Origin of the sequence: Chroococcidiopsis cubana SAG 39.79 (assembly GCF_003991895.1) — a bacterium.
Taxonomy (GTDB): Bacteria; Cyanobacteriota; Cyanobacteriia; order Cyanobacteriales; family Chroococcidiopsidaceae; genus Chroococcidiopsis; species Chroococcidiopsis thermalis.
The window spans coordinates 1-26,913 of the sequence record NZ_RSCK01000039.1 but is presented as its reverse complement, the minus strand read 5'-3'; the positions used below and the strand labels follow the sequence as shown (position 1 = coordinate 26,913).

The following is a 26,913-nucleotide window of genomic DNA, read 5'->3' as shown; positions in this document are numbered from 1 at the left end:
GCAGAACCAGCCAAGCTTTCTCAGGGTAGAAACAAGAGACTAAAGCTTTGCCTCAGCTTAGTATTAATGCAAGAGCTTGTGATATTTGGTTTATAGCCGATCGCTAATTAAACCATTGGAAACTTGGGACTCGAAATTAGCGGCTAGGTTTTCTGGGTCAAGATACTTAACAATTTCAACTTGCTCGATTTGTTGCTTTAGCCATGTAGTAAATAAATCTGCAAGGATTTTTAAGCGCAGCGTATCATCCAATTGTGGATGCACGATCTCCTCAACCAAGATTAGATGCGTTCCCTTAGAAGTAACAATTGGTTTGAGCATCTGGGGCGGAGTAGCTGCAAAAACCGCAGCAGAAATTTCTGGTTTAAGCTCGCTGCGGCGTAGCATCCCCCGATATCCCCCAGCACGGCGTAGCTCTTTATCCTGGATATACTGACGAGCTACCTCACAGAAACCGATCTCGCCTTCTTGAAGAGCATAAAATAATTCCAGAGCCAAGTCGCGATCGTCCAAGACAACTTCATACATCACCACTCCGCCATAATTTAACTGTTGCTCAAAAAAAACCGATTCGACTTTATCTGCAAACAGATGTCGAGCTAATTTCTCTGAGATGATAGTAGTGTAAATCAATTGCTCAAACTCATTTAGGGACAAACTCTGTTTGTGCAGCCACGACCAGGTATCGTCAGCGCGTATGAGATTGTTGCTTAACCGAAAATTATCTGCTCCCTGCTGCAGTTCTGCCAGTTCCACTGTAATGCCTGCTTCTTTTGCAGCATTAGCAATAATTTGGCGAGACACTATAGCTTCAATAATGGAGGGAATTTGGCACAAAAGTTTGATCTGCTCGATAATATCGTCACGGGAAACAGCGATCGCTTCTAACATGATAAAACTCACTTGAAAATGGGTGAAGGGATGGCGAGAGGCGAGAGGTTTTCATCATTTGCCGATCTAGAGTTCCAAGCCGCCTGCTTGCAACCTCTTAAACGGATCTAAAATGAAGTCAATGACGCGACGCTGCCGGATAACCACCTCTGCTGTCGCTGTCTGACCTGGTTTTATGGCAATACGCTTGTCGGCAGTTTGGATGTAGGGCTGTTGCGGCGCGATTTCCAGCTCAAAGCTTTCTATCCTACCCTGGTTTGTTTCCTGAGTCTTGGAGTCTGGTGAAATCCAACTCACGCGACCTTCCACCACTCCATAGTCTTGGAAGGGATAGGCATCAAATTTGATCTTGACCGGCAACCCCAAACGTAGAAAACCGCTTTCTGGACTAGCCATTTGTGCCCTAACTACAAGAGAAGTCCCTTTTGGCGCAATCTGAGCGATTGTGTCACCAGGTTGTACTACGGCTCCAGCACGTTGGATGGGCAACTGAAAAATTGTGCCGTCAATTGGTGCGCGTAGCACGCGTTGCTGCAACTGAAATAACAGAGACTCAATCTGTTGTCTGGATTGGGCGATTTCCGCTTGCAGGTCTGTGATTTGGGCTTGGACTTCTTTGATACTTCTCTCACTCTCCATGACTGCCAGTTCACCTTCGCGAAGAGTGCTTTCATAAGTACTTTGCTGTTTTTTGAGTTCGTTTTGAGCTTGTTGGATGTCTGACTTAGCTTTTATAAGACGCTGTTGGTTGTCAATCATCGTGCGTTCTGCTTCGTCTAGCTGTAGCCCCGAAATTACACCGCTCTGCCGCAGCTGTCGGAAGCGTTGCACCGTGCTTCGATCCTTTGCTAACAGCTGCTTTGCCGAATCAATCTCTGTTTTATGAAAGTCTATCTGTTGCTGACTTTGGTGAATTTGTGCCTGTTGCCCTGCTGCTTGGGCTTTGCTCTGCTGTCGCTGCGTCAGGGCAGTCATCTTCAGTTGGTTTTTTATCAGTTCCACTTGTGGGAGGCGATCTAGCTGACCTTCTAACTTTGCTCTAGCTTGTTGGAGCTGGGCAAGCATTTCCTCTGATTCCAATGCCAATAATGTTTGACCAGCCTTGACAAATTGACCTTCCTTTACCTCAATCTCAGCAACTGCTCCAGTAACAGGTGCATCAAGCCTTACGGTTTTGCCCTTGGGTTCAAGCCGCCCTCTGGCGCTACCTGTCTCATCGACCTTGGCAAGCATTGACCAGGGTAAGATGATGCCTGCAAAAAACACTAACAGATACAGCAAGCCCCGCGTCCAAACCCGTGGCAAAGTATCGAGCAGCTCTTGGGTGTCGTAAGACCAGTCTCGATCGCTCTGTGTTGCTATCGTTGGCTGAGAAGGTGGCGTTTTACCGTTGTTGATATAGCCCTGTTCGCCTGCGTTCTGGTTGGATAGAATGTGTGAATTAGGTGTATATGACATAGTTGTGAAGAAATTTTTATCAAATAGTGGTTCCAGCTAGTTGTTGCTGGTTCAGGTAGAAGTAGTGACCGCGCTTTGCCATCAATTCTTCGTGGGTACCACTTTCGACCAATACCCCTCGATCGAGCACCAGAATTAGGTCAGCCCTGCGGATGGTGGAGAGGCGATGAGCGATCGTTAGCGTTGTCCGATTTTTGAGAATTGCGTTCAAGTTAGTCTGAATAATCCGCTCTGATTCAGCATCGAGGTGGCTGGTTGCTTCATCTAAAATCAACAAGCGGGGATTACCTAGTAGGGCGCGGGCGATCGCTAGGCGCTGGCGTTGTCCGCCAGAAAGCAATCCTCCAGCCTCACCAATTTGAGTTTCATAACCCATTGGCAGTTGCTGAATAAACTGATCTGCACCAGCTTGCTGCGCCGCCAACCTAATTTCTTCTAAGGTAGCTTCTGGGTGACCAATGCTAATATTTTCCCGAATGGTACTACCAAAAAGAAAGGTATCCTGATCGACAACGCCAATTTGAGAACGGAGCGATCGCAGGGATAGGCTGGTCACATCATAGCCGTCAATCAGAATCTTTCCTTCTGTGGGGGGATAGAGACCCAAAATCAACTTGGCGATTGTTGTTTTCCCAGATCCACTGCGCCCCACAAGTGCTATCATTTGCCCTGGTTGCGCCTCGAAGCTAACGTTTTCTAAGGTGTTAACATCGCTTTCTGGGTGGTAACGGAAAGTGACTTGGTTAAAGCAAATGTGACCCCGAATCGGTGGCAGGGATTGACGATCTTGTTTCTGTAAGTCTTCTTCTGGTTCAGCTTCAAGCACATCATTAATGCGCTCAACTGAAATGATGACTTCCTGTAACTGATTCCAGAGAACAATTAGCCGCTGAAAGGGTCTAATAACATTGCCCAATAGCATATTAAAAGCAACTAACTGCCCAATAGTCAGTTGATTTTGAATGACCTGCCACGCCCCAAACCACAGTAGTGCCGCACTTGCTGTAGCTTCAATGGTTGCACTGAAGATTTGGAGGCTGTTGGCGATAACTTGTCCAGAAAAGTTAGTTTTAATGAACTTACTCAGGAGTCCTTCCCAATGCCAGCGAACCGTATGCTCCAGCGCCATCGATCTAACAGTACGAACGCCTGTGAGCGCTTGGATCAGATAACTACTTTCAGCGGCAATGGCACTAAAGATCTCTCTTGAGATGCGTTGCAAGAAGGGCGTTGCAATCAGCGCTAGTAAAAAAAATGGTGGCACAACTACCAACACTAGCAGCGCCATTTTCCAGCTATACCAAAACATCAGCCCCACGTAGACAAAGACTGTCAGCAAATCGAGAAAGATTGACAGTGCTTCACCCGTTAAGAAGCGCTGAATTTTATGGTTTTCCTGGATGCGAGCAATAATGTCTCCTACATAGCGCGACTCAAAGAAGCTGAGTGGCAGGCGGAAAGTATGTCTAATAAAACCTACAATCAGCGCTAAATCGACTCTATTAGCCGTATGATCCAGCAGGTATTGCCGCAGTCCGGTCATAGCGACTCGAAACAGACTAAAGATGAGCAAACCTAACCCTACAGCATTTAAAGTCAGAGTACTGCGCTGTACGACCACTCGATCCAATAATAACTGGGTGAACAGCGGCATGAGCAGCCCCAAAAGCTGGATCAGAATGGAGGCAATTAACACCTCCAGTAGTATCAGCCAGTGAGGTTTTACTAACTCAAAGAACTGCCAAAAGGGTTGACGGGTCTCTTCAGCGTCTTTAAGTAGAACGGTGGGCTGTAGTAACAACGCATAGCCAGTCCAACTCGCTTTGAATTGTCTATGGCTGAGGGTTCGTTGACCGATAGCAGGGTCGATAATGACGACGCGATCGCGCGTCACTTCGTAGACCACAACGTAGTGCTTCCCTTCCCAATGAACAATAGCAGGCAAGTTTGCTGAAGCAAGTTTGTCGAGGCTAGCTTTTACAGGTCGGGTAGCAAATCCAATACTTTCTGCGGCAGCTGCAATACCTCGTAGCGTTGCCCCATTACGGTCAACATTGGCTATGTCCCGCAAGCGATTTATACTTAAGTGCTTGCCCCAGTAGCGACCAACCATCACCAGACAGGCTGCACCGCAGTCCGATGCACTTTGTTGTGCAATGAATGGATAGCGTTTAGTGACGCGCTGCCACAAATGACCTATTTTTACAGTTGGGTTTGGGAAATAGGCTTTACTGATTATTCTCTTTTGTCGATTTCTTGGCTCAACAGTAAACTCTGGAAATTTTGGCTCCTCCCTTGTTAAGGGAGACTGGGAGGAGCGGATTTGGGATTTTGAATCAGAAATTGAAATTTCTCCCCCGAATTCCCCAACTTCCTCAGCTTCCTGCTCCCATGATTCCACTACATCGGCTAGTTGTGGCAAATATTGCAGTGCCATCTCCCAACGAGAACGGCTTAAAGTATACAGTTGGGTTGGTTGAGTTACCTGCCAAGCTTGTTGTTGAGGTAACTGGGAAAGTTGATAAATTTTTCCAATACTTAGCTTTCGGTCTGATGAATGTATAATTTCCCCTCGACGCAGTAGCACCAGCCGCCGATCTTTGAGCAGGGAAGTTGGAAGTTTGCCTACTTCCAGATTATGCCGCTCCATGAGTGACAGCGTTTTCATTAGCTCTTCAACAGGTAGAGCGCGAAAGATTTTACTGTTACGACATATCAGCAGTAGATCCCAAAGTACTGCTTGGTGATAAAGATGCTCCAGTATGATGGGATACTTGTAAGCTAAAGTGTGCAACAACTCACTAGGTAGATAGCAAAGCTTTAAATTGACAGAAGCTCTAGCTGAGTAAGGGTGAAAGTACTCTGGAAACAAAGTTTGCTCGCCGAACGACACCCCTGCCCCAAAAGAAGTAATTAAGTTATCAGTGCTATCGAGTAATCTGACTTTTCCCGTCAGAACTATGTAGATGCCAGCGGTTGTGTCTGCTGTCTGCCAAAATAGTTTGCCAGCAGTTGGCTCCAAAATTTGAATTTGCTCGAAGCATTTCGAGAGTTCCTGCTCTGTAAGAGCCTGACCTAGAGATTGGGCGAGGTATTGACCTAGCTGTTGCTTGGAAAGTGGGAATGACTGTTGAATCATAGCTTCCTAGAAACTCAATGGTATAACTAGCTACCAAATTTGATGAAATTGGATGACCACAGGAAACTAGACGGTGAGGAAGATGGCAGATCGCCAATGTTAATACCGTAATTCTTGCTGCCATGAGTTACTGTTTCTGTGCCCGAGCGTCTAGGTCGAGTAGAAAGCCCCAGTTTTTTTAGCAAACGGTTAATGTGGCGATCGCTCACTGCGATCCCAAATTCTTTCGTTAAATGCTTACTTAACCATCCAGCTGTCCAACAGCGAAATGAATAGCCATATTCACGAGGGCTACTACTCACCAATTCTTTCAGACGATCGAGATATTGCTCGTTCACTGTGGTGGGTCGACCAATTACATTCTCATTCCAGTTGTCAGCCTTTCCTGCTTGTGTCATAGCAATCCAGTACCGTGCTGTTTCTTTGGAACACCCCAATGCTGCACAAATTTGTGCCTGAGAGTAACCCATATCTGCCAGTAACATAATTTCGATCCGACGGCGGTATTCTGAGCGCAAATCCATTTGCAGGCTTTCTAGCAGATGTTTTCGCTGCACTGTTGTTAAGAACTTGCTTTCTTCTGTATAGAACCTATCTAAGGTGCTATACGTTCTCAAACGATTAGTAGACATATTAGTTAGACCCGAGCTTAATTTCTAGACAAAATTTAGCTTTAGCATTTGTGAGTGCAAATGACTAAACCTAAACGCTGAGGTGTAATTGTTGTTTAAAAACGTTGCTTCCACGAACTCTCCATTGAAACACGTTGATTAAGATTCATCTTAATCAAAGGAGCAGACTAGAAGAATGAATGTAGGGCGTGCCTGCAAACTACAAAATTATTAATTTTGCTCTTGTGAAATATTTATCATTGCCGACCTTCCTTTTACGTAGGATTTCGGTCTCTGTATAATCACTTGACAAAATTAACTTCGCATACAGCCTCTATGGTTGCAGCCAAACCGTTCTCCTACAAAGTATCAGGATTTTTCATCCGCCTGCTTTTAGAGACATTAACGTTGATAATTACATCGCGATTGATAAAAAAAACAAATGATTGATTGATAGTAGATCGATACACCCTAACTTATCAAAAAAAATGAAAGATTGATAAAAATCCAAGGTTTATAACACCATAGGTTGCTTTTTATAGGTCTGTATAGCAATCCTATTTAATTTACAAATGTAGAACAGCCTTTTAGCCTGTGGCAGGTATGGCATCTACCTTACACATCATTTAGGACTGTTATATCAATTGAAGTTTGTTCCTTTTCTTAATTATGTAACAAATTGTAATCAATCGTCGTCGCCCTACTGTTCAATTAAATTTACTGAACGATAGAGAAGGAAGTCTGTTAACGCAAGTAGATGAGAAGTTGCATGTGGATTTTATCGCCTTATATTAAATTAGTTTGTAATAGTACAATACTGACTATTATTATTAAACCATATCTATCTAAAGTATGAAACTGATTTGTAGTAGATGTGGTTATAAATATAAGTAATTTTAATCTGCAAACACAAGCATTTAGACATCGATCTTAACTTATTAAAGCATCAGAATAGCGCTCGGAGTTTTCAAAGATTTGCAGACAAAAATAACTGAGTTTTGTCAAAAAAATAGATAAAAATTTTGTTAAATTTATAGACATAAATAAGTTTATTGCGGCAAAAAAAAGATTTAAAAGACATGATTTTTCTATTTTATTTCTACTCAAATTTGGTAAAATAAGTTGCAAGTAAAAGAGTGAGTGTTTCTTAATCACTCCTATATAGAGAATTTTTAACTAGCTTCAATTTTAAGAGTTCAAAACTTATATTTCATTGCCGATCGCCTAGTACTTGCAGATTGTGTTCTGCTGTATTCAGCGAAATTGAAGCTAGGCAAGTCCTACAAGCGGTCATTTCCTGCCGATCCCAAAAGGATTAACTAGTCATAAGCCAAGGCATAGTTAACAAAAAAGTTTGTAAATAACTCTAATAAAAACATGAACCTATCATCCATGCCACTCAAAAATCAAATAAAAGCATTTGTAGATAGTAAGGGAATAACCCGCTATCAATTTTGCAAAGCTACTGGTCTAAGCCAGAACACTGTATATCGGCTATATAAAGACCCTAATTATATTCCTGGTTCAGAAGCTTTGCTCAAGATCTGCGAGGCTTACAGCATCCAACCTGGAGTTTTGATTAAATATCTTCCTAAGGAGGACGACAGCAACCAAGAAGCTATATGATGGGGGCAGTTCTTTCAGATCGTAATCGTCTCTCAGTTTTGAGTAAATTGTGCTTTGGTCTAGTTAGCAAGCAGTAGCGAACAAAAGATAATGCTGCTGTTAGTTTTATAACTCCTATAATTGGTGAGTTTTTCTTTAGCAGATACTGCATGACCAAATCTCGTATTTAAATAACGATACTTGACTGTCTACTATCTTTTTTAGAAGACTTGTATAGAAAATTTCTACCAAGGAAAAATTCATTTTTTTTACAAAAGGTAACTCTCCAGCTTGATAGATATTCAAAATGAGCAATGCTTAAAAAACCGAGCTTTCAAACATTGCTCTAAAATATTTAGATGCTGGACAGAAGACTTGATAACAAAGACTTTCTCAGGAGTTACTCGATAACTGAGTTGATAGCGAAAATAAATTCATAACTCCCTAACCTACCTCAAACTACTTTCAATAATTTGAACTCCCATAAACATGCTTAAGCTTCGCTTTTAGGTGCTACTAGCGAACAACATAGCTGAGTCAAAATCTCCTATTTTTTCTGAACAAGTAGTTGAAGCTAAGTTTTCTTGGCTTCAAAACTTACCCAAAAATTTTAGAGCAGTGAGAGTTTTTAACTCAAAACCTTTCTTTCAGGTAAAAATTTACTGCCTAATCTTAGAGACGATAGTGAAGTATTAACTCAATAGTAAGTTAAGCTACTCGATAAGTTTCCTACCCATTAACTTTAAACCATCTTCTTTTTTACACTGAAATAAATTCACATTTGGTAATAATATACCAATCACCCACTTAAGCTATTGGTATTGTTAATCTAGCAGTATTCTCGCTCTATAGCTTTAAGGATTCTTCCCTGCTCTCAATCCTTGGAATCAATTCGAGGAGTCTTTTTGGTACGGGGCGATTGACTTGCGATCGTTATCGTCGATCCCCTCAATAACTCAAATTTTATTAGTAATGAGCAACAATCCTGCTGCCAATAGATAATTCTGCTATAACTTGTTACCCAAAATTTGATGCAATTGAGCCAGAAGTTTTAACAATTGCCTTTGTTGCTTGGGAGTGCAGATACCTTGGCAATTGCTAGCGAGCGACTCCCGCACCTGCCGGGAAATAGTTTCTATTTGAGTTAATGTATCTATCTGGATGTCAAGTGCTTCTTGGAAGGGAGGCTCCTCGATATCTTGCTGACCTGATTGAGTAGAAATACTATTAGGTGCAAGACTGACTTGCTCGCCAGTTGATTGTTCTAATTGGGTTGCATGAATCAACGGCACGATTTGAACTATGCCTAACTCTGTTTCCAGCCTTAATGGCTCAGCAGCCCCAGTTTCGCTCGCAGGGCTCCAGGTCTGATTTTCAGTTGTATTAGCTTTTGTGTTGCGATCTTCACAGATTGCGCCATATGCCTCTAAGTCAGCCTCAAAATTGGTTTGAAAGCAACCGCTCTGATGATTGAATAAGTTTCTGCCTATTTGGTTTGGTGATTCGAGCTGCTGCAACTGGCGAATTTGGTTCTGAATTTGGCGCACGGATAAGTTTTGTTCCAACACCTGCCGCAGCAGAAGAGAACGTCGTTCGTCATCTTTAAGCCGAGAGAGAGCGAGCGCTTTGGTGTAATTAAGTGCTTGAGTTTGAATCGCCGCTTGCAAATCCAAAGGCAAATTGAGTAAAGGCAAGCGACATGTAACAAATGACTCCCAGCTCATCTTCCCCAGGGAACTAAACACGTCAATCACAATTGCAGTTGTAGTTGAGTCCAAAACGTTTTGGGCTGTTTGTCCTTTAGCCTCCTTTGCCATGCGCACGAGCAGCGAAACTATTGCCTCGCACCCCATCTGTAAACGGAGAGCTAGCAGGCGCACGATGCCGCGTGTCTCTTCGATGGCATCAAGGTTTTCACGTTGGAGGTTTTCGACTAAGGTTAGAGTAGCTGCTTCGAGATCGCCCAGTTCCCGTATGACTACAGGTACTGCATCCAACCCTGCTAGCATAGCGGCACGAAATCGCCGTTCCCCTGCAACTAGTTCGTATTTTACAGTTGCACTGGAAATCGGTCTGACGAGTAATGGATGCAGAATACCGTGTTGCAGAATTGATGAAGCGAGGTGATTTAAGGCTTCAAACTCAAAGTGATGCCGTGGTTGCTCCAGGTGGCTGAGCTGAATTTGTGCGATCGGCACTAGCTTGAATCGATTGGCTTCACCCTCTGCCATAACTACTTAAACCAACGAGCGAGACACAGGTTAAGTTAGATGAGTCTCAACTACTAGAAACTTGCTAGCTAGGTCGCTCAGAAATGCTTTGTTTCTCGGGCGATTACGCATTTCTAGCAGTTCTCCAAACATGACGATTTTTTAGCAGTTTGTTGATAAAAGAATCTTCCTGGATGTTTTTTTGAAGAATCTATTGATGTTAGAAGTATAACCCTAAATTTAGGTTGTTCCAACAACAATCGAATACTGCTGAAGAAAGATTTATCACATCCTACTTCTAGAGGAGCCAACAAACTTAGTATTACTAACAAACTCAGTATTCAACACGTTTTCTATTTTTAGTTTCAGACCGTCCGCTATAAAGCTTTAGGTAAAGGTTTAGAAGTCTCAGCCAAGCTGTCTGTCTAGTTATAGAGTTACTAATATACAGCCCTAGTGTGAAGCACTGGCACGGCACGAAGCTCGAATTCTCAACCGCGCACTAATATCGGGCAACGAGGGCTTTTTGTGTAGAAGCCCTCCTCGCATTGAGCTTCACCAAAAGTTGGCTCGAACCCACTCGTTAAAAAACTTGACACGAGTAGGAAAGTAAAATTTAATAATTGTTGAGTGCGATTAAAACTGTGAAAGCATCTGATGACGACCAGTGAAGCTGTTTAGGTTAGGCTCCCCAATTAGTAAAGCTCGCTTGCTTAGTTGTAAAGTTTCTTGCACGTATCCCGCACCAACAGTCATCGGCGGTAACTGATGCTGTTCTAGTATTGCTTGGATACGGTGAAAAGCTTCTGGCAAGCGATTGAATGGAATACTTGGAAAAGCATGATGGATGGAATGATAATTCAACCCCCCCATCAGCCATGCAACCAAGGGAATGGTCTGAAGGTTACGGCAGGCGTAAAGTTGGGTCAATTGGTGTCCGCTTGCTTTACCCCACTGTCCGTAGTGTTCTAAATGATCTCTTGCCTGACTCATCATGCCAACGACACGTTCGAGAACCAGCCAAAACAGCACGTATTCCAAAACTTTATTGTGCCAAATCGCAAATATGATACAAGTACTTTGCACTATAAGAATGCCAATGCCATCTAGCAGTAACATCCAAGGTAGAGAAGGCTTGTGCTGCCTCAATCGAAACGCATTCGCGCTCGTTTTGGCAATTAGCCCCACCCCAGCTAATCCGAATAGATCGATAACTAATTGATGGCGTATATACCACTGCATCCAAGGACTTGTTTGCTGGTACTCACTCAATGTCCATTGCACGCGCTCTGGGTCATCTAGATTAATTCCATTCCAAGCATGATGTAGTCGATGTAATTGAGCATAGGTTCCATGAGGCCACATCATAAAATAAGAGATCGAACGCGGTATTAGCTCGTCGAACCACGTCCAACCAGTCAACGTATGATGCACTGCATCATGGGTGCAAATCAGCCAAAAAGTATAAAATATTCCCATCAGCATCGTATAGCCAAAGAACAGGATGCTGTGGTGGGACGACCAAGCAAGGGTAGCAAGGCTTAAGACCACCAACCCCAAGCTGATAAAACGCCATAATCCTAGCCAAGGATTGACTGTTTCAAGATCGGCAATCGTAGGTCGTAGATTTTGAGGAAGATTGTGAGAAAGCGCGTTATTGTTTTTCATATTCCACCTCTACTAATATAGAGATGAATTCAGGCGTTCTTAAAATTCATGCAGCCTGATATTGTTGATACTTTAACGATAGCGCCACCAGAGGCTAGACAGTTTTCTTTTTCAAGATCGGGCGACATAATTTAAAGAATCTCCGATGAGGTAATAATTTCGCCGCAATTAGAAATAGCCCTTTAGACTGTTATCAATCGAGGCGAGTAGCAGGGAGAGTTAAATAAAGTCACCAAATCCGGACAGGAAATCGTTAGTGCAAGTCGCTGGACTCTAATGCGCGATGCCACGCTGATTGTGAAGTAAACATTTCCCCCAATCAACAGGATCGGTTTACTTGACGATCGCTTGCCACAAGTAGTGTTTAGATTTACAACTCACTCTTAAAGTCTTGCCTAACGTAGGATAAGCTGAAATTGGTCGCAAATGTGCAGCCAGTTACTGTTTTGTTGACTTTGCTGCAGTTGATTTTGATAAATTTTGCGGTAATCAACCGCTATGAGAATCCTACTAGTTGAGGATGATGAACTGGTTGCCAAAGCTTTAGCTCAATTCCTTACCGATCGGCACTATGCTATCGATATCGCTACAGATGGTGAGGTAGGTTGGGAACTATTAGCAGCATATACGTACGACTTAATTCTACTAGATGTCATGTTGCCCAAGCTAGATGGCATTACCCTTTGTCGGCAGTTGCGACGCATTGGCGATCGCACCCCGATTATCTTAGTGACTGCTAAAGACAATGGCACTAGTAAAGTTATTGGTTTGGACGCAGGGGCAGATGATTATGTGACTAAGCCTGTTGACTTAGCAGAATTATCGGCTCGGATACGCGCTCTACTGCGACGAGGGGATTTTGCCGTACCTCCCGTATTGGAGTGGGGCGACCTACGCCTCGATCCGAGTATATGTAAAGTCAGCTACAGCAACCAGCCGATCGATTTGACTCCAAAAGAGTATGTACTACTAGAGCTTTTCCTCCGCAATCGCCATCGCGTTTTTAGTTGTGGAGTAATCCTCGATCGCTTATGGTCTTATGATGAAGAAACTCCAGGTGAGGATACGGTGAGATCTCACATCAAGGGGTTAAGGATGAAACTGCGAGCGGCGGGAGTGCTAGACGATCCAATTGAGACAGTCTACGGCATTGGCTACCGCCTCAAATCGGTAGAACAGACAAAAACCAAGGAAAAAGCCAAAGTTGGGAAGAAAGCAGCTCGTCTTTCACCCCAACAAGAACAGCAGACGCTTACAGGGGTGGCAAGAGTTTGGGAACGAGTTAAAGAAAAGTTTATTGGGCGAGTCGTAACAATCGAGCAAGCGATCGCTTTACTGCCACAGCGATCGCTGGACGAGCAATTGCGTTCCTCAGCAGAGCAGGAGGCGCACAAGCTAGCAGGTTCGCTGGGAATGTACGGCTTTGCCTTGGGTTCTCGCCTCGCTCGGCAAATCGAAAACTTGCTGCGAGCTGGGGACTTGGTAACTCCAGAGCGATCGCGGCAACTGTCCGAACTCGTTGCGGCACTGCATCGAGAATTGCAACGCCCAACCGTTCAGAATCCAGAACTGCTATCGCAAGATGAATCTCCTTGGCTATTGATCGTAGAGCCAGACCGCTCATTGTCTGAAGGCTTAGTCATGGAGGCGGCTAGTCGGGGAATGCGCGGCGAAATCGCGACAGACCCAGTTGCCATTGAGGAACAGCTCAAAGCGCGATCGCGTCCTGATGCGGTGCTGCTGGACTTCTCGGCTGATACGGCTCAAGCAGGCGTAAAATTGCTAACAGAGCTGAATGCTTATACCCCACCTGTGCCAGCACTAATTCTCACAGACCGAGATAGCTTGCTCGATCGCGTTACAGTTGCTCGTTTGGGTGGACGCGGGTTTTTACACAAGTTTCTACCTCCAGCGCGAGTCCTCGATGCCGTGACGCAAATGTTGCAGCGCTGCCGTACTGCCGCAACGAGAATTATTGCTGTGGACGATGACCCGCAGGTATTGCAAGCCCTACACGTTTTACTAGAACCTTGGGGCATCAAAGTCTCGACCGTCAACAATCCCTTGCAGTTCTGGGACACTTTAGAAGCTGTAGCACCGGATCTACTCATTCTTGATGTAGAAATGCCGCAAATTAGTGGGATTGAGCTTTGCCAAGTTGCACGCAACGATCCGCGTTGGAGTGGACTACCAATTCTATTTCTGACCGCGCACGCGGATGCTGAAACGATGCAGCGCGTATTTGCTGCAGGTGCCGACGATTATGTTAGTAAACCAATAGTCGGACCGGAACTGGTCAGCCGCATCCTCAATCGGCTAGAGCGATCGCGCCTATTGCAGAATCTCGCTCAAACCGATGCTCTGACTAAAGTTGCCAATCGCCGCCAGTCAACCCAAGAGTTATCCCAACTGCTGCGCTTAGCCCAGTTGCACGACCGACCGCTATGCTTCGCTATTCTAGATTTAGATCGTCTCAAGCAGATCAACGACCGATACGGTCATGCAGTCGCAGATGAAGTGTTGTCCCGCTTGGGAGAGCAGCTGCGACGCACCTTTCAAAGTGAAGATGTTGTAGGTCGATGGGGTGGGGCAGAGTTCGTTGTTGGGATGTATGGGATGACGGCAAGCGATGGAGTGCGGCGGCTGCTTGAAGTCCTGCTTAACTTGCGTCGGCAGGATTTTACTCCCGATCGCGGACAATTGACCGCGACTTTTAGTGCTGGTGTCGTCCAGTATCCCCAAGACGGTTCCGACTTGCAAGCGTTATATCGAGCTGCGGGTATTGTATTACAGCAAGCTAAAGTCGCGGGAGGCGATCGCGTACTCAGCGGTTAGTTAAATATCTAGTTTACCCGTTGGGGCAAGCTAGGGGAGTAGGGGAAGTAAGGGAAGTAGGGAAAGAAACGTTATGAAAGCTCCATTGCCTAAAGATGAAGCAGCTAGACTAGAAGCCCTGCATCAATACCAAATTTTGGACACCGACCCAGAAGTAGCTTTTGACGACCTAACTCGATTAGCAGCACAGATCTGCAACACTCCTATTGCCCTAGTCAGCCTGATCGACGATTGCCGCCAGTGGTTCAAGTCAAAAGTGGGATTGCAGGCAAGAGAAACACTTCGCGATCTGGCGTTTTGTGGTTATGCCATTCTGCAACCCAGCGATGTTCTGATTGTCCCCGATACACTTGAAGACGAACGATTTGCCACTAATCCGCTAGTGACTGCTGTACCTCACATTCGGTTTTATGCTGGCGCTCCGCTCGTGACTCCTAAGGGATATCCATTGGGGATGCTCTGCGTTATCGATCGGCTACCACGGCAGTTAACTGAAGCACAGGTTGAGGCACTACGCATCCTGAGTCGTCAGGTCATGGCTCAACTGGAGTTGAAGCGGCATTTAGTAGAATCAGCGCGACTCAATACTCAATTGCAAGCTGAAATCAGCGATCGCCAGCGGATCGAAGCGGAACGACAGCCACTTTTGGCTCGCGAACAAGCAGCACGGACAGAGGCAGAAACAGCCCGCAATCGAGTGACAAGCATTCTAGAAAGTATCACCGATGCGTTTTTTGCTTTGGATGGCGAGTGGCGATTTACCTACTTGAACGATCGCGCAGAGCAACTCTTACAGCGATCGCGCGATCGCTTGCTAGGGCAAAGTATTTGGCAAGAGTTTCCTGAAGCCGTCAATTCTAATTTTTACCAAAAGTATTGCCAAGCAAGAGCGCAGCAGGTTAGTGTCGAATTTGAAGAGTTCTATCCGCCGCTTCAGACATGGTTTGCAGTCCATGCCTATCCTACTAAAGAAGGTTTGTCTATTTATTTCAATGATATTACAGCACGCAAATCGGCAGAGCAGAAACTAAAACAGATTACATTGCTACAGCAGGCAATTTTAGAGAGCGCCAACTATACGATTATTTCTACCACTGTTGACGGTACGATTTGCACCTTCAACTCCACCGCCGAGCGCTGGTTGGGATATACTGCCTCCGAAGTTGTTGATAAAACCACACCCGCACTCATTCACGACTGGAACGAAATCGTCCAACGGGCGCAGGAATTATCGCAGGAGATGGGAGTACCGATTGAGCCTGGATTTGAGGTTTTTGTTGCCAAGGCACGGCGCGGAGAGCCAGACGAGTGCGAATGGTCTTACATCCGCAAGGACGGCAGCCGCTTTCCAGTGCTACTATCAGTGACGCGCTTGGTAGATGCGGCAGGCAACATTACTGGATTTCTTGGCATTGGCAGCGACATCACAGAACGCAAGCGTTCGGAAAGAGAATTACAACGCCAGAATTTGCGCTTGCAACTGTTTGCTGAAGTCTCGCAGAAGATCCGTCAGTCTCTGCATTTAGAAGAAATTCTCCAAACTGCCGTTACAGAAGTGCAAAGAATTCTCCAAGTAGATCGAGTCCTGTGCTATCAGTTGCGCTCGGATGGCTCTGGCACAGTCGTGCAAGAAGCAGTAGTACCTGGCTGTATGCCAATTCTAGGACGGAACATTGTTGACCATTGCTTTCGAGAAGAGTATGTCCAATTGTACCGTCAGGGACGAATCAGCGCGATCGCTGACATCGAGCAGGCTGACATCCAACCTTGCCACGTCGAATTTTTGCGGCAGTTTAATGTCAAGGCAAACTTGGTAGTACCGATTTTACTACGGGAAGACCTTTGGGGTTTGTTAATTGCACACCATTGTACTGCCCCCCGACAGTGGACTAGTTTTGAACTAGAACTGTTGCAACATCTAGCCAACCAAATCGGCATTGCGATCGCCCAAGCTCAACTTCTAGAACAAGAAGTTCGGCAACGTCAAGAACTACACGCCCTGAGTCGGGCGCTGGAAAGTGCAGTCGAGGGCATCTCGCGGCTAGACACGCAGGGACGTTATATCATGGTCAACCCAGCATACGCCAGCATGGTAGGCTACCAACCAGAAGAATTGGTTGGTATGCAGTGGCAGCTCACCGTCCACCCCGAAGACCGAGAAAAAATGCAGGCTGCTTACCAAAAGATGCTACTACAAGGCAAGGTAGAAGTTGAAGCTAGGGCAGTGCGTAAAGATGGCTCAGTCTTCGACAAGCAACTCGTCATGGTCAATGAATACGATCGCCAGCAGCAATTCATCGGTCATTACTGCTTTATGAAAGACATTAGCGATCGCCGAGAAATCGAACGGATCAAAGATGAGTTCGTCTCGGTGGTGAGCCACGAGCTGCGGACACCCCTAACTTCGATTCGCGGTGCTTTAGGTCTTTTAGCCAGCGGCGTACTGCACGTTAACCCTGAAAAGGCGCAACGCATGTTAGATATTGCCGTAAATAATACCGATCGGTTAATTCGCCTGATCAATGACATTTTGGATATCGAGCGCATCGAGTCAGGCAAAGTCGCCATGAACAAACAAGCTTGCGATGCTGCTTCCCTGATGAGCCAGGCGATCGAAGTCGTGCGACCCCTGGCAGAGAAGGCAGAAATCAGTTTATCTGTAACTCCAATCTCCGCTCAACTGTGGGGTGACCCCGATCGGATCGTTCAGGTCTTTACCAACTTACTCAGCAATGCGATTAAATTCTCACCCCCAGGATCTACAGTGTGGCTGAGTGCGGAATTAGGGGCAAGGAGCGAGGAGCGAGGAGTGAGGGAACCTGAAGTAGAGGGAACTAGGAGAGGTGAGAACACAGGGCGAGAAATCCAAAATCCAAAATTCAAAATCCAAAATTCAAACTTCTCCGATCCCCTCGCTCCTCGCTCCTCACTCCTCACTCCTCATGTCACGTTCCAAGTGAAAGACACAGGACGAGGCATTCCAGAAGATAAGCTCGAAACTATCTTTGGACGCTTTCAGCAGGTGGATGCCTCTGACTCGCGAAAAAAAGGAGGGACTGGCTTGGGTTTAGCCATCTGTCGCAATATCGTGCAGCGTCATGGAGGGCGAATTTGGGTGACTAGCACTCTTGGCACAGGCAGCACTTTTTACTTCATCCTGCCCATCCTCCAGCCTACGCCACCCGCTGAATCAGAAATATCAACCGCTACCTCACTCCTCACCCCTTACTCTTCACCCCTCATTTTAGTCTGCGACGACGATCCCTCTGTCCGCACTGTAGTGCAAGCCATGCTCGAACAGGGAGGATACCGAGCGATAACAGTAGCTTCTGGGCAGGAAGCAGTCGTGGAGGCAGCCCAACAGCATCCTGACGCGATCCTCCTCAACTTAATGATGCCAGGGATGAACGGCTGGGAAACTCTAGCAGCGCTAAAAGCACAAGCGAAGACAAAAGACATTCCAGTTACGATCCTCAGCGGCTTACTGCCAGACGCATCACCTCATCCAGGGGTAAGCGATTGGATTGTTAAACCTCCAGATGAGCGATCGCTGTTCCAGGCTTTAAGTCGAGCCTTATGCGATCGCAACATCAAAGTTTTGATCGTAGAAGATGACACCGATCTCGCGCGAGTCCTGATTGCTATGTTTGAACGCTATGGCATTGAAACTTTTCATGCCCAAACAGGCACAGAAGCGATCCAACTGGGTCAAAAGATTATCCCTGACTTGCTGGTACTCGATCTGATCGTGCCAGAAGGCGATGGGTTTGCCGTAGTAGACTGGCTGCGACAGCATAACCGTCTGTGCCAAGTGTCGCTCGTCGTCTACACTGCAAAAGATATCAGCGTTACCGACCGCGAGCGATTAAAGCTAGGACAAACTTTATTTCTTACTAAAGGACGAGTTAAACCAGAGGAATTTGAGCAACAGGTCATTAGCTTGCTTAACCGCATTATTCATCATCGGAAGAGAAATAGCAATGGTGGTAGCTAAGCGTATCCTCATTATTGATGACGAAGATGATATTCGAGAAGTAGCCCAACTTAGTTTAGAAGCAGTAGGTGGCTGGGAAGTTGCAACCGCCGCTTCGGGTATAGAAGGATTGGAGAAAGCAGCAGCCGAACAGCCTGATGCTATTCTCTTGGATGTGATGATGCCCGACATGGATGGCATTGCTACCTTTAAACAACTACAAGCCAACCCAACAACTGGGCATATCCCAGTCATTTTACTTACGGCGAAAGTGCAATCTGCCGATCGGCAGCGCTTCGCTCAACTCGGCATGGCAGCAGCAATCGACAAACCTTTCGATCCAATGGAATTAGCCGATCGAGTGACAGAAATCTTAGGCTGGAATTGCTGAAAAAATCTTTTCCCTCTCCACGAGTTCTCCATTTTTTCACTCTAACTTCAAGATAGAGCTAACCGATCCTGACTTTCACTGAAGTTGAGTAGCTCAACCAGGTACAAAGATCGTTTCGCAGCTCTGAGTGACTGAAAATTTCAAACTCTAGTACAGTGCTTGTAGCTAGCTGGAGAGATAGATAACTCAGATGGAGTGATATTTATCGTGTATAACATCGATCGCACAGAAGAATTTGATTCAAGCGTCGCTTTATTAGTTGATATTTTCAAGCTAAAAAACAAGGCACTTGTAGAATCTTGCCGCAAGACTTTTATTGCTCTGTTTGGTTCTGATTGTACAACAGATATGATGACTGCCGCAGTCTTTCAGTTAGCTGCAACTGATTCCGATACTTGTCACTGGGCTTTACACACTTTTTACGAGCTGGATGCTTGTCTTCAATTAATCGAAGGAGCTATTAAGTTTGCTATCCAAAAATTAATTGAGTTAGGTTTTGTTCTGGGCAAAGACTTTAGTGCCAATGCCAACGGAGAAATTTTACTTAATCGAGCAGCTAAAATATCTTTGCTAAAAAATATATCAGATGCAGATTGGAACTTTCTCAAAGAAATTTTACAAGTTGTTGAATAATCGTACAAAATTACTGAAAAGTAGGACTTAAAAATCAAAGTCAGGTAATTAAAACATGAACGCACTGAGTTCAAACCGCTCTCAAATTAGTTTATTTTCACCGCTGCGTCAGTGGATTGAATCGATAAAAATTGTTGATTCTGGAATAGCTCGCTTGGTATGCCGAGTTATTCCTGCTCGTTGTCCATTCGAGCGCAAGATTCAACTTTTTAACCGCACGTTACTTTACATCTCACCCTTGTGCAAGCTTAATCCTCTCTACGAGCAATTAGTTGAACTGCGCTACAAATCCTTATGTTATTTAGTAGATGAATGCGGTGAAGATGTAACTATTTACTACCAAACAATGGGAGACTAATATGTCTCGCGATCGCAATGGTTCGCCATTTGTAAAAATTGTCTATGCCAAGACTATATTGAATGGAAAACTAGAGATATAGCAGTTCTAAATGATTTGTAAAGCAGGCTTCTAGCCTGCGGCAGGCTATATATATGCCGATAGTTCGTTGAAACAAAGGGAGTATTAAATGACCGACACTCAAGTAAAAACTCTAGACGAGGCGAGCAAAAAACAGGCGTTCGCGCCTCAGCCGCAGGTAAAGCAAAGTGTTAGTAACTGCTACATGAAGCGCGTAGAAAAGAAAGTTGCTCTCACTCGCGGTGTAGAAGGTTCATTAAACCTATCAACCTCGCTCTCTTTACCAATACCTAGATTTCGCAAGCGCCAGATGGTTCGCTTCATTGGTGGTATAGGCACGATCGAGAATTGTAGAGCCAGTGCTGGCGCATGGCTTTATATGGTAGAAATGGCTCAAGGTCCCGAGCCAGAAATGGGTAGGATTGGTCCCGAAACAACGATCGTGCTGTATGAAGCAGATCTTCAGGCGGTGATAAACTAAGAGCCACAACGGACTTACTATGAATCAGTTGTGCTTTTTGGCTTCCGGCTCGAATCAAGCTGACTCCGGTATTGTAGGATAATCCACTCACCCGACTAATATCACGTAGGCTTGTTGCTTTGCAGTCTGCCTGTAAGATGATTCGTACTTGTTCTTCAGCGTGAATGTTTGCTGACAATTTGGGCAATAATATCGTTGACAACATGAGCTTGTTAAACCCTTGTTTATGGGTCTTGTCATGGCTACATAGTGGGCAAGGCATAGCTTGGTAGAACCGGAGTAGTTTTTTTTACCCATAACATAAGATCGGTTCCACGCTTTCCTGCCACACAACAGGATTTTTGACATCTATTAATTTGAAATCTAACAATGTCACCCCTTATTTCGCTAAGCCTCCTCATCGTTGGCTAGATTAAACTTTAAATCGTCCAAAACGTACTTGGATGAAATTCGGCGATCCTGTTGACGGACAAAAATTTTGTACAGAGCCATTAACGTAGGTAGAAAGTAAGAGCAAGTGGTGATGAGGAATACAACTAAAATCGAGATCGAACTGAAGGTGAAGAAAATTTCTAAGTGTGACATAAATTTATCCAAATTCTCTCTTTAATGTCTGACTAAATTTCAGAGTAGTTATGCCTCTGCCTACTGCTAGGTTTGTACTTTGATGCCCATAGCGTCTCTGCTGGCGGAAAAAAGAGGAATAACACGAACGACCACAATGAGAATGAACGTGAGAACGAACGACGGGGAAAAGCAGGTTGAGTCAATCGCGATCGCTCTTTGCTACTCCAAACAGTAACTATGCCAGCTAGCAAGGCAATGAATGTCAGTAAAGGGAGCAACATAAAACCTCCTGATAGTAGAAATACTCGATCTCGTCCTGTCATGCATACGTTAGCAACTACAGCAAGTAACGGCAATATTTCTTAACTGTTGCAAAAAATCGTTACAACTCTAAACAAAGCTCTTAGTTTGCTTTGGCGATCGCCCGGTGCTAGAAATGTGGCTCGAAGCTAGACAGGAAATAAGCTTGAGCTGTACTACGGTTTCACTAGGAAGTGTCAGAACTATGAGACAGATGTAGAACGCGCGCTCAATTATGATTCTCAAAAATCAACTTGGGGGAAGCTTGGCAACTCAAGTTGGAGTTTCTATAAAGTCTCAGGAGACGCTGGTTTTTAAATTTCAGTTTAATGACTGCGAATATTAGCTGGGTTGCTAGGTAAATATTCTAGTTATTTTTATCACAATGAAACTTGAGATTTATCTCTTTCCTTAGTTAGAGGATTGAGCTTTGAAGAGTAGTTATCTTGTTGATTACCCATAGGAAGAAGCAAGAATAATACGCTCGAACAGCACAAAGTGTTTTGTGTCAGTAACAGCATAACCTCAATTTTTTGAATTGCTATTTACTTAGCAATTCAAACTTTTTATGCTCGAATAAGCAAATACAGCAAAGATAAATAAAAATATTAAAAATAATTTTTATTGTTTTCTTTTTTAACCAATTTATCTCTAAAATGTTGTTATCTATCTGGTGTAAAACACCATGACGCTAATTCATGTCGCCCTTGAGTTGAATAATAAAAAAGCGTAGATTTACAGTAAAGTATTGCGATCGCGCTTCAACTCAAATCGGCAGTTAGAGAAAATGTGAGTAAAATTCATGGCAACAAAATTTCCTAAGTTTAGCCAGGATCTCGCCCAAGACCCGACAACTCGTCGGCTTTGGTATGGGATTGCTCAAGCTCACGACTTTGAAAGCCACGATGGGATGACCGAAGAGAACCTTTATCAAAAGATCTTCGGGACTCATTTTGCTCAAGTGGCAATCATCTTTTTGTGGACATCTAGCTTGCTATTCCACGTTGCTTGGCAGGGCAATTTCGAGCAATGGATTAAAGATCCACTGCACGTTCGTCCCATTGCTCACGCAATTTGGGATCCTCACTTTGGTAAAGCCGCAGTCGATGCTTTTACCCAAGGTGGGGTAAACTATCCCGTTAACATTGCCTACTCTGGGGTTTATCACTGGTGGTACACCATCGGGATGCGGACAAATGGCGACCTCTATATGGGCGCTGTATTCCTGCTACTACTAGCGTCTCTGTTCCTATACGCTGGCTGGCTACACTTACAACCTAAATTCCGTCCCAGTCTTTCGTGGTTCAAGAGTGCCGAGCCTCGCCTCAACCACCACCTAGCAGGGCTATTTGGCGTTAGCTCTCTGGCTTGGGCTGGACACCTAATTCACGTTGCGATTCCCGAATCTCGCGGTCAGCACGTCGGTTGGAGTAATTTCCTCACCACTCCGCCACACCCAGAGGGATTGAGACCATTTTTCACTGGGGACTGGGGTGCTTATGCTGTTAGTCCCGACACGGCGAACCACGTATTCGGCACGTCAGAGGGCGCAGGAACTGCAATTCTGACTTTCTTAGGTGGTTTCCATCCCCAAACCCAGTCCTTGTGGCTGACGGATATGGCACATCACCACTTGGCGATCGCAGTCATATTTATCATTGCCGGACACCAATACCGCACCAACTTTGGGATCGGTCACAGCATCAAAGAGATGCTCAATGCTAAGAACTTCTTTGGGATTGAAACAGAAGGTCAGTTCAACTTGCCTCACCAAGGGCTGTACGACACCTATAACAACTCGCTGCACTTCCAACTGTCTATTCACTTAGCAGCGTTAGGAACGGCGCTTTCTTTGGTGGCACAGCACATGTACGCCATGCCTCCCTACGCCTTCATCGGGCAAGATTTTACGACTCAAGCAGCGCTGTACACGCACCACCAGTACATTGCGATCGCCTTTATGATAGGAGCGTTCGCCCATGCGGGGATCTTCTGGGTACGCGACTACGACCCAGAACAAAATAAGGGTAACGTTCTCGATCGCGTCTTGAAGCACAAAGAAGCGATTATCTCCCACTTATCTTGGGTGTCTCTCTTCTTAGGCTTCCACACTCTAGGGATTTACGTCCACAACGACGTAGTGGTTGCCTTCGGAACTCCCGAAAAGCAAATTCTGATTGAACCAGTGTTCGCACAGTTCATTCAGGCTTCCCACGGTAAAGTTCTATATGGCTTTAACACTCTGTTATCAAATCCCGATAGCATTGCTTCCACAGCTGGCGCGACCTATTTACCAGGTTGGTATGAGGCGATTAACAACACCACGAACTCTCTGTTCTTGACCATTGGTCCTGGTGACTTTTTAGTACACCATGCCTTTGCTTTGGCGATCCATACTACTGTTTTGGTTTTGGTCAAAGGTGCGTTGGATGCCCGTGGTTCCAAACTGATGCCCGATAAGAAAGACTTCGGTTATGCCTTCCCTTGCGATGGTCCCGGTCGGGGTGGCACTTGCGATATCTCCGCTTGGGACTCCTTCTACTTAGCTGCTTTCTGGGGACTCAATACTGCTGGTTGGGTGACGTTTTACTGGCACTGGAAGCACTTAGGTATTTGGCAAGGTAACGTGGCTCAGTTCAACGAGTCTTCTACCTACCTCATGGGTTGGCTGCGCGATTATCTCTGGCTATACTCGGCTCAGTTGATTAACGGCTATAACCCATATGGCATGAATAACTTATCTGTCTGGGCTTGGATGTTCTTATTCGGACACCTGGTATGGGCAACTGGTTTCATGTTCCTGATCTCTTGGCGCGGTTACTGGCAAGAGTTGATCGAAACTTTGGTCTGGGCGCACGAGCGGACACCTCTAGCCAACCTAATTCGTTGGAAAGACAAGCCTGTAGCTATGTCTATTGTTCAAGGTCGCCTGGTTGGTTTAGTTCACTTTGCGGTTGGCTACATCCTTACCTATGGCGCTTTTCTCATTGCTTCAACCGCTGGTAAATTTGGTTGAGGTTGTAGAGGAGAAATACATGTTTAATTGAGACTTTACGAACGTTAGATGTAGCGTCTCTACATAAAACCCAACCTATTTCTATCTTATAGGTAGGGTTTTTTATTATGAGTATTTCTTGCTTTTCTCAATTAGGTAAAATACTATTTTTTAGAGACTTACGTTAATATATCTCTACTACCTATACCGACGAAGAGCGGTCTTGAAATTAGTAAAAATTCGTGTCGTTTTCTAACAGCAACTTGTATCCATATAAACATAACTTTTAACAACTATCTCTTTCTTTAGTTAGTGTTGAGCTTCTAATACATTTAGTTAATCTATAAATAAGTGAATTCTCTGCCTCATGCAGACTTACTGTCCTAGATAGCTTTCCTAAAAGAGACAGAACTGGTATAGTTTTTCTTCTCTGATTGGGCACTGGTTAGCTTTCTAGGATTTTTACTTTATTGGTGCAAGAAAAACCGCCAGGGTTATATCGCAGGCGGGTAGGAAAGGAGGAGAAAATTAGCTTAAATATTAGATTTTGACACTACTTTTGAGTCGAACTCAGCTAAGGGTTAATGATGCCGAAGTAGAGAGCAGCAATAAAAACGAGAATTGCTAGAGTCACTATGCTGAGAGTGATACGAAACTTGGTATTAGGCAGTTGCTCGCGGGTTAGTACGCTATCTGCTTGTACCTGAGTTATCGGTTCAGATTTCGAGTCAGGATTAATGTGAGAAGTTGTGTCGTTTGCTAAAGCAGGAGAGGTTTTCGATGCCGGATCTGGGCGCGCAGTTTCGCGGTTGTCTATTTCAGGAGATGTATCCTTGGGGGAGTCGGGGGTTTCAGTGTTTGGTGTTTGGTTGTCTGGCGATCGCATGATTGTTTAGTGGTTTTTTAGTAACACATGTATTGCCATAGTTTCAAATATTGATTAGTGACTGCATCTTTCTATAGAACCAACTGCTTGAAAAAGGTTTCTATCAAAGGAGTTAGCTCGATCTAAAGTTTAGTTGTAACGCTAAATACAATACCAATCACTCGTTGTTTGTACGTCTTCGCTGCCGCACGAAACAAGGGATCGATTCGTAAGCTTGAATATCAGCAATTTTCTCACTACGTCTGTAACTTGGCTGAAGCCTTAGCAAAGTGAGATGGTCGCTTTGCGAACCGCCAAAGGCATCGCTATATTTTGTATTCAAAAATACAATTTTTTCTCAACCTAAAATATATCTTCAGTCTAGGTAAAACAGACTGAAAGGATGAAGCTGTAATACTTAGAGTTTTTCATCATAAGAGATGAAAAGGTGCTTCACTAACTTCACCAAAAGAATAGAAATTTATGTTCGGCATTGGAGAGTATGTGCTTCATCAAAAGACAGGGCACATCGGTAAAGTCATTGGTTACGGACACGAAATACTTAATGGTGTTTATACAACGACACTGAAAGTACTGGTAGATTACGCTGAAACTTCTGGAAAGCGAGGAGTTGTAGAAGAGGACTTGTATTCAGCCTGGGTAAAGTGGATAAGGTCTTAACGCTTCTACATAAGAGGTAAGCACAAGAGTTGGCTAAGCATTTATGGCGGAAATTTTCGATCTAGGCATGAGTGATGAGGAATACTTGCAACTGACTGCTCAAGGTAGAGATCCAGTGCAGGAACAGATTCTTGTCAGGAACCTTATCCACGCTGGAGTAGCAGCAGCAGAAGCCAATCGAGTTGCACCATTACTGCAAAAATTAGTTCGTTCGCCTCAGGAGGAAACTTTGATTAAAAAGGTTTGGCAGCAAGTCAGAAGCCAATAAGTCGAGTCGCTTCGCGCCAATTTACGCATTATGAAATCACGCATTAGTTTTTTGCAAATCTGGTCGTTCTTCTGAAAGAATTGCACCTTCCACAGGGCATACTTGCAGACAAATACCGCAGTCAATGCAGCCAGTAAAGTCAATCCAGTTCCAATCAGTACCTTTGGCATTTTTGCCTGAGCCTGGATAAATACAGGCAACGGGGCAGGCATCAATGCAATCGGCAATACCTTCACAAGTGTTAGCAATAATTGTATATCCCATAACATCTCCATTCAAAATACTTTTACCCATGAGCTTTGGGGAAAAAATTATTAATTGCTTTTTAGGTTTCTATAATTCTTATTTTTCTTCTTCTATCCAGGGTCAGAGCGTAATATTAAGCTGCTTTGTACTCGTTAATACAAGACATCTCTTAGTTACTGCTGCGTATAAACTTTAGCAATCGAGAATGACGCACTAAATTTAGCTCGAAGTAGCGTATTAAACATTTAGTATTAGGCAAGATATTCATATTAACAGTGTAAAAAGATAAGTGTAAATTTAAACTCAGAAGCTAGAACCGAGCAATGCAATAGGTATGTGCGATATGTATGTTGTACAACAAATTTTTGTTCTAAAAACTATCTCTCTAGGGATATATAAATTACTCTTTGGTATTTAACAATTGATCTAGTGGCAAGAATAATCAAGGTGGAAGCTCGACCCTATTTATAGTTTTATAAATAGAGTTTGAATGAAGTAGTAAACGAGGCTAGCGTTTCAAGAATAATTTAGGCAGCAACTAAATTTCGCAAAAAATGAAATAAACTCCTCTAGTTCTAGCTGTAGATACTTAAGCAGGTAATAGAGCAATTCCTAGTCTACTGAGGTACGATTAATAGTAATGTTGTGTATTCTGCCCAGATAAAAATGAAGGCATAC

General features: G+C 44.4%; 20 protein-coding genes. 9 read left to right on the top strand and 11 right to left on the bottom strand.

The genetic code is table 11. From position 1 onward, the window contains the following. Positions 1-90 precede the first annotated feature (90 nt). From DSM107010_RS20950 to DSM107010_RS20935, 4 genes are all read right to left on the bottom strand, one after another. A complete protein-coding gene (locus DSM107010_RS20950; RefSeq protein WP_106167093.1) occupies positions 91-891 on the bottom strand; it encodes a peptidylprolyl isomerase in 801 nt (266 codons plus the stop codon). 66 nt (positions 892-957) lie between these two features. Next, positions 958-2,349 (bottom strand): HlyD family secretion protein, encoded by a 1,392-nt coding sequence (locus DSM107010_RS20945; RefSeq protein ID WP_106167095.1) that lies wholly within the window; start codon positions 2,347-2,349, stop codon positions 958-960. 19 nt (positions 2,350-2,368) lie between these two features. Further along, positions 2,369-5,488, bottom strand: a complete 3,120-nt coding sequence (locus DSM107010_RS20940) for a peptidase domain-containing ABC transporter (RefSeq protein ID WP_106167096.1) — start codon at positions 5,486-5,488, stop codon at positions 2,369-2,371. 26 nt (positions 5,489-5,514) lie between these two features. Continuing rightward, positions 5,515-6,120 carry a helix-turn-helix domain-containing protein gene (locus tag DSM107010_RS20935; protein ID WP_106167098.1) on the bottom strand — a complete coding sequence of 202 codons (606 nt, stop codon included), beginning with the start codon at positions 6,118-6,120 and terminating at the stop codon, positions 5,515-5,517. 1,356 nt (positions 6,121-7,476) lie between these two features. Between DSM107010_RS20935 and DSM107010_RS20930 the strand changes: the two genes are divergently transcribed. Further along, positions 7,477-7,725, top strand: coding sequence for a helix-turn-helix domain-containing protein (locus tag DSM107010_RS20930; RefSeq protein WP_015155257.1), 249 nt, complete (start codon positions 7,477-7,479; stop codon positions 7,723-7,725). Between the two features lie 986 nt (positions 7,726-8,711). On the opposite strand, the gene DSM107010_RS20925 is transcribed toward DSM107010_RS20930, so the two are convergent. Further along, on the bottom strand, positions 8,712-9,935 hold the full coding sequence (locus DSM107010_RS20925; protein ID WP_015155256.1) for a ParB/RepB/Spo0J family partition protein: 1,224 nt from the start codon (positions 9,933-9,935) through the stop codon (positions 8,712-8,714). A 615-nt stretch (positions 9,936-10,550) separates the two neighbouring features. Next, a complete protein-coding gene (locus DSM107010_RS20920; protein ID WP_106169147.1) occupies positions 10,551-11,582 on the bottom strand; it encodes a fatty acid desaturase family protein in 1,032 nt (343 codons plus the stop codon). A gap of 498 nt (positions 11,583-12,080) precedes the next feature. Between DSM107010_RS20920 and DSM107010_RS20915 the strand changes: the two genes are divergently transcribed. The 6 genes from DSM107010_RS20915 (at position 12,081) to DSM107010_RS20890 (ending at position 20,313) form a co-directional block, all read left to right on the top strand. Continuing rightward, a complete protein-coding gene (locus DSM107010_RS20915) occupies positions 12,081-14,417 on the top strand; it encodes a response regulator (protein WP_127023838.1) in 2,337 nt (778 codons plus the stop codon). A 73-nt stretch (positions 14,418-14,490) separates the two neighbouring features. Continuing rightward, positions 14,491-18,411 carry a PAS domain S-box protein gene (locus DSM107010_RS20910; RefSeq protein WP_127023835.1) on the top strand — a complete coding sequence of 1,307 codons (3,921 nt, stop codon included), beginning with the start codon at positions 14,491-14,493 and terminating at the stop codon, positions 18,409-18,411. Next, positions 18,398-18,781, top strand: coding sequence for a response regulator (locus tag DSM107010_RS20905; protein WP_106170810.1), 384 nt, complete (start codon positions 18,398-18,400; stop codon positions 18,779-18,781). Before DSM107010_RS20910 ends, DSM107010_RS20905 begins: the two co-directional genes overlap by 14 nt. Positions 18,782-18,988: 207 nt before the next feature. Then, positions 18,989-19,414 (top strand): hypothetical protein, encoded by a 426-nt coding sequence (locus tag DSM107010_RS20900; protein WP_015155251.1) that lies wholly within the window; start codon positions 18,989-18,991, stop codon positions 19,412-19,414. A 55-nt stretch (positions 19,415-19,469) separates the two neighbouring features. Beyond that, entirely contained in the window at positions 19,470-19,772 is a 303-nt protein-coding gene (locus DSM107010_RS20895) for a Mo-dependent nitrogenase C-terminal domain-containing protein (RefSeq protein WP_127023832.1), read from the top strand. A 169-nt stretch (positions 19,773-19,941) separates the two neighbouring features. Next, the gene (locus DSM107010_RS20890) at positions 19,942-20,313 is read left to right on the top strand and encodes a hypothetical protein (protein ID WP_106171438.1); all 372 of its coding nucleotides are present in this window, start codon (positions 19,942-19,944) and stop codon (positions 20,311-20,313) included. Positions 20,314-20,700: 387 nt separating this feature from the next. On the opposite strand, the gene DSM107010_RS20885 is transcribed toward DSM107010_RS20890, so the two are convergent. Together DSM107010_RS20885 and DSM107010_RS20880 are read right to left on the bottom strand one after the other, a co-directional pair. Continuing rightward, positions 20,701-20,898, bottom strand: coding sequence for a hypothetical protein (locus DSM107010_RS20885; RefSeq protein WP_015155248.1), 198 nt, complete (start codon positions 20,896-20,898; stop codon positions 20,701-20,703). A 32-nt stretch (positions 20,899-20,930) separates the two neighbouring features. Beyond that, positions 20,931-21,161, bottom strand: a complete 231-nt coding sequence (locus tag DSM107010_RS20880; RefSeq protein WP_015155247.1) for a hypothetical protein — start codon at positions 21,159-21,161, stop codon at positions 20,931-20,933. 821 nt (positions 21,162-21,982) lie between these two features. Here DSM107010_RS20880 and psaB point away from each other — a divergent pair. Continuing rightward, entirely contained in the window at positions 21,983-24,196 is a 2,214-nt protein-coding gene (gene psaB / locus DSM107010_RS20875; protein ID WP_015155246.1) for a photosystem I core protein PsaB, read from the top strand. Between the two features lie 553 nt (positions 24,197-24,749). Here psaB and DSM107010_RS20870 read toward each other — a convergent pair. Continuing rightward, a complete protein-coding gene (locus tag DSM107010_RS20870) occupies positions 24,750-25,061 on the bottom strand; it encodes a hypothetical protein (RefSeq protein ID WP_127023829.1) in 312 nt (103 codons plus the stop codon). 157 nt (positions 25,062-25,218) lie between these two features. Continuing rightward, positions 25,219-25,383, bottom strand: coding sequence for a hypothetical protein (locus DSM107010_RS38610; protein ID WP_158631830.1), 165 nt, complete (start codon positions 25,381-25,383; stop codon positions 25,219-25,221). Between the two features lie 381 nt (positions 25,384-25,764). On the opposite strand from DSM107010_RS38610, the gene DSM107010_RS20860 reads away from it, so the two are divergent. After that, entirely contained in the window at positions 25,765-25,989 is a 225-nt protein-coding gene (locus DSM107010_RS20860; protein ID WP_127023823.1) for a hypothetical protein, read from the top strand. A gap of 36 nt (positions 25,990-26,025) precedes the next feature. Here the strand turns inward: DSM107010_RS20860 and DSM107010_RS20855 are convergent, their stop codons facing one another. Further along, positions 26,026-26,253, bottom strand: a complete 228-nt coding sequence (locus DSM107010_RS20855; RefSeq protein ID WP_127023847.1) for an indolepyruvate ferredoxin oxidoreductase subunit alpha — start codon at positions 26,251-26,253, stop codon at positions 26,026-26,028. Positions 26,254-26,913: the final 660 nt, after the last annotated feature.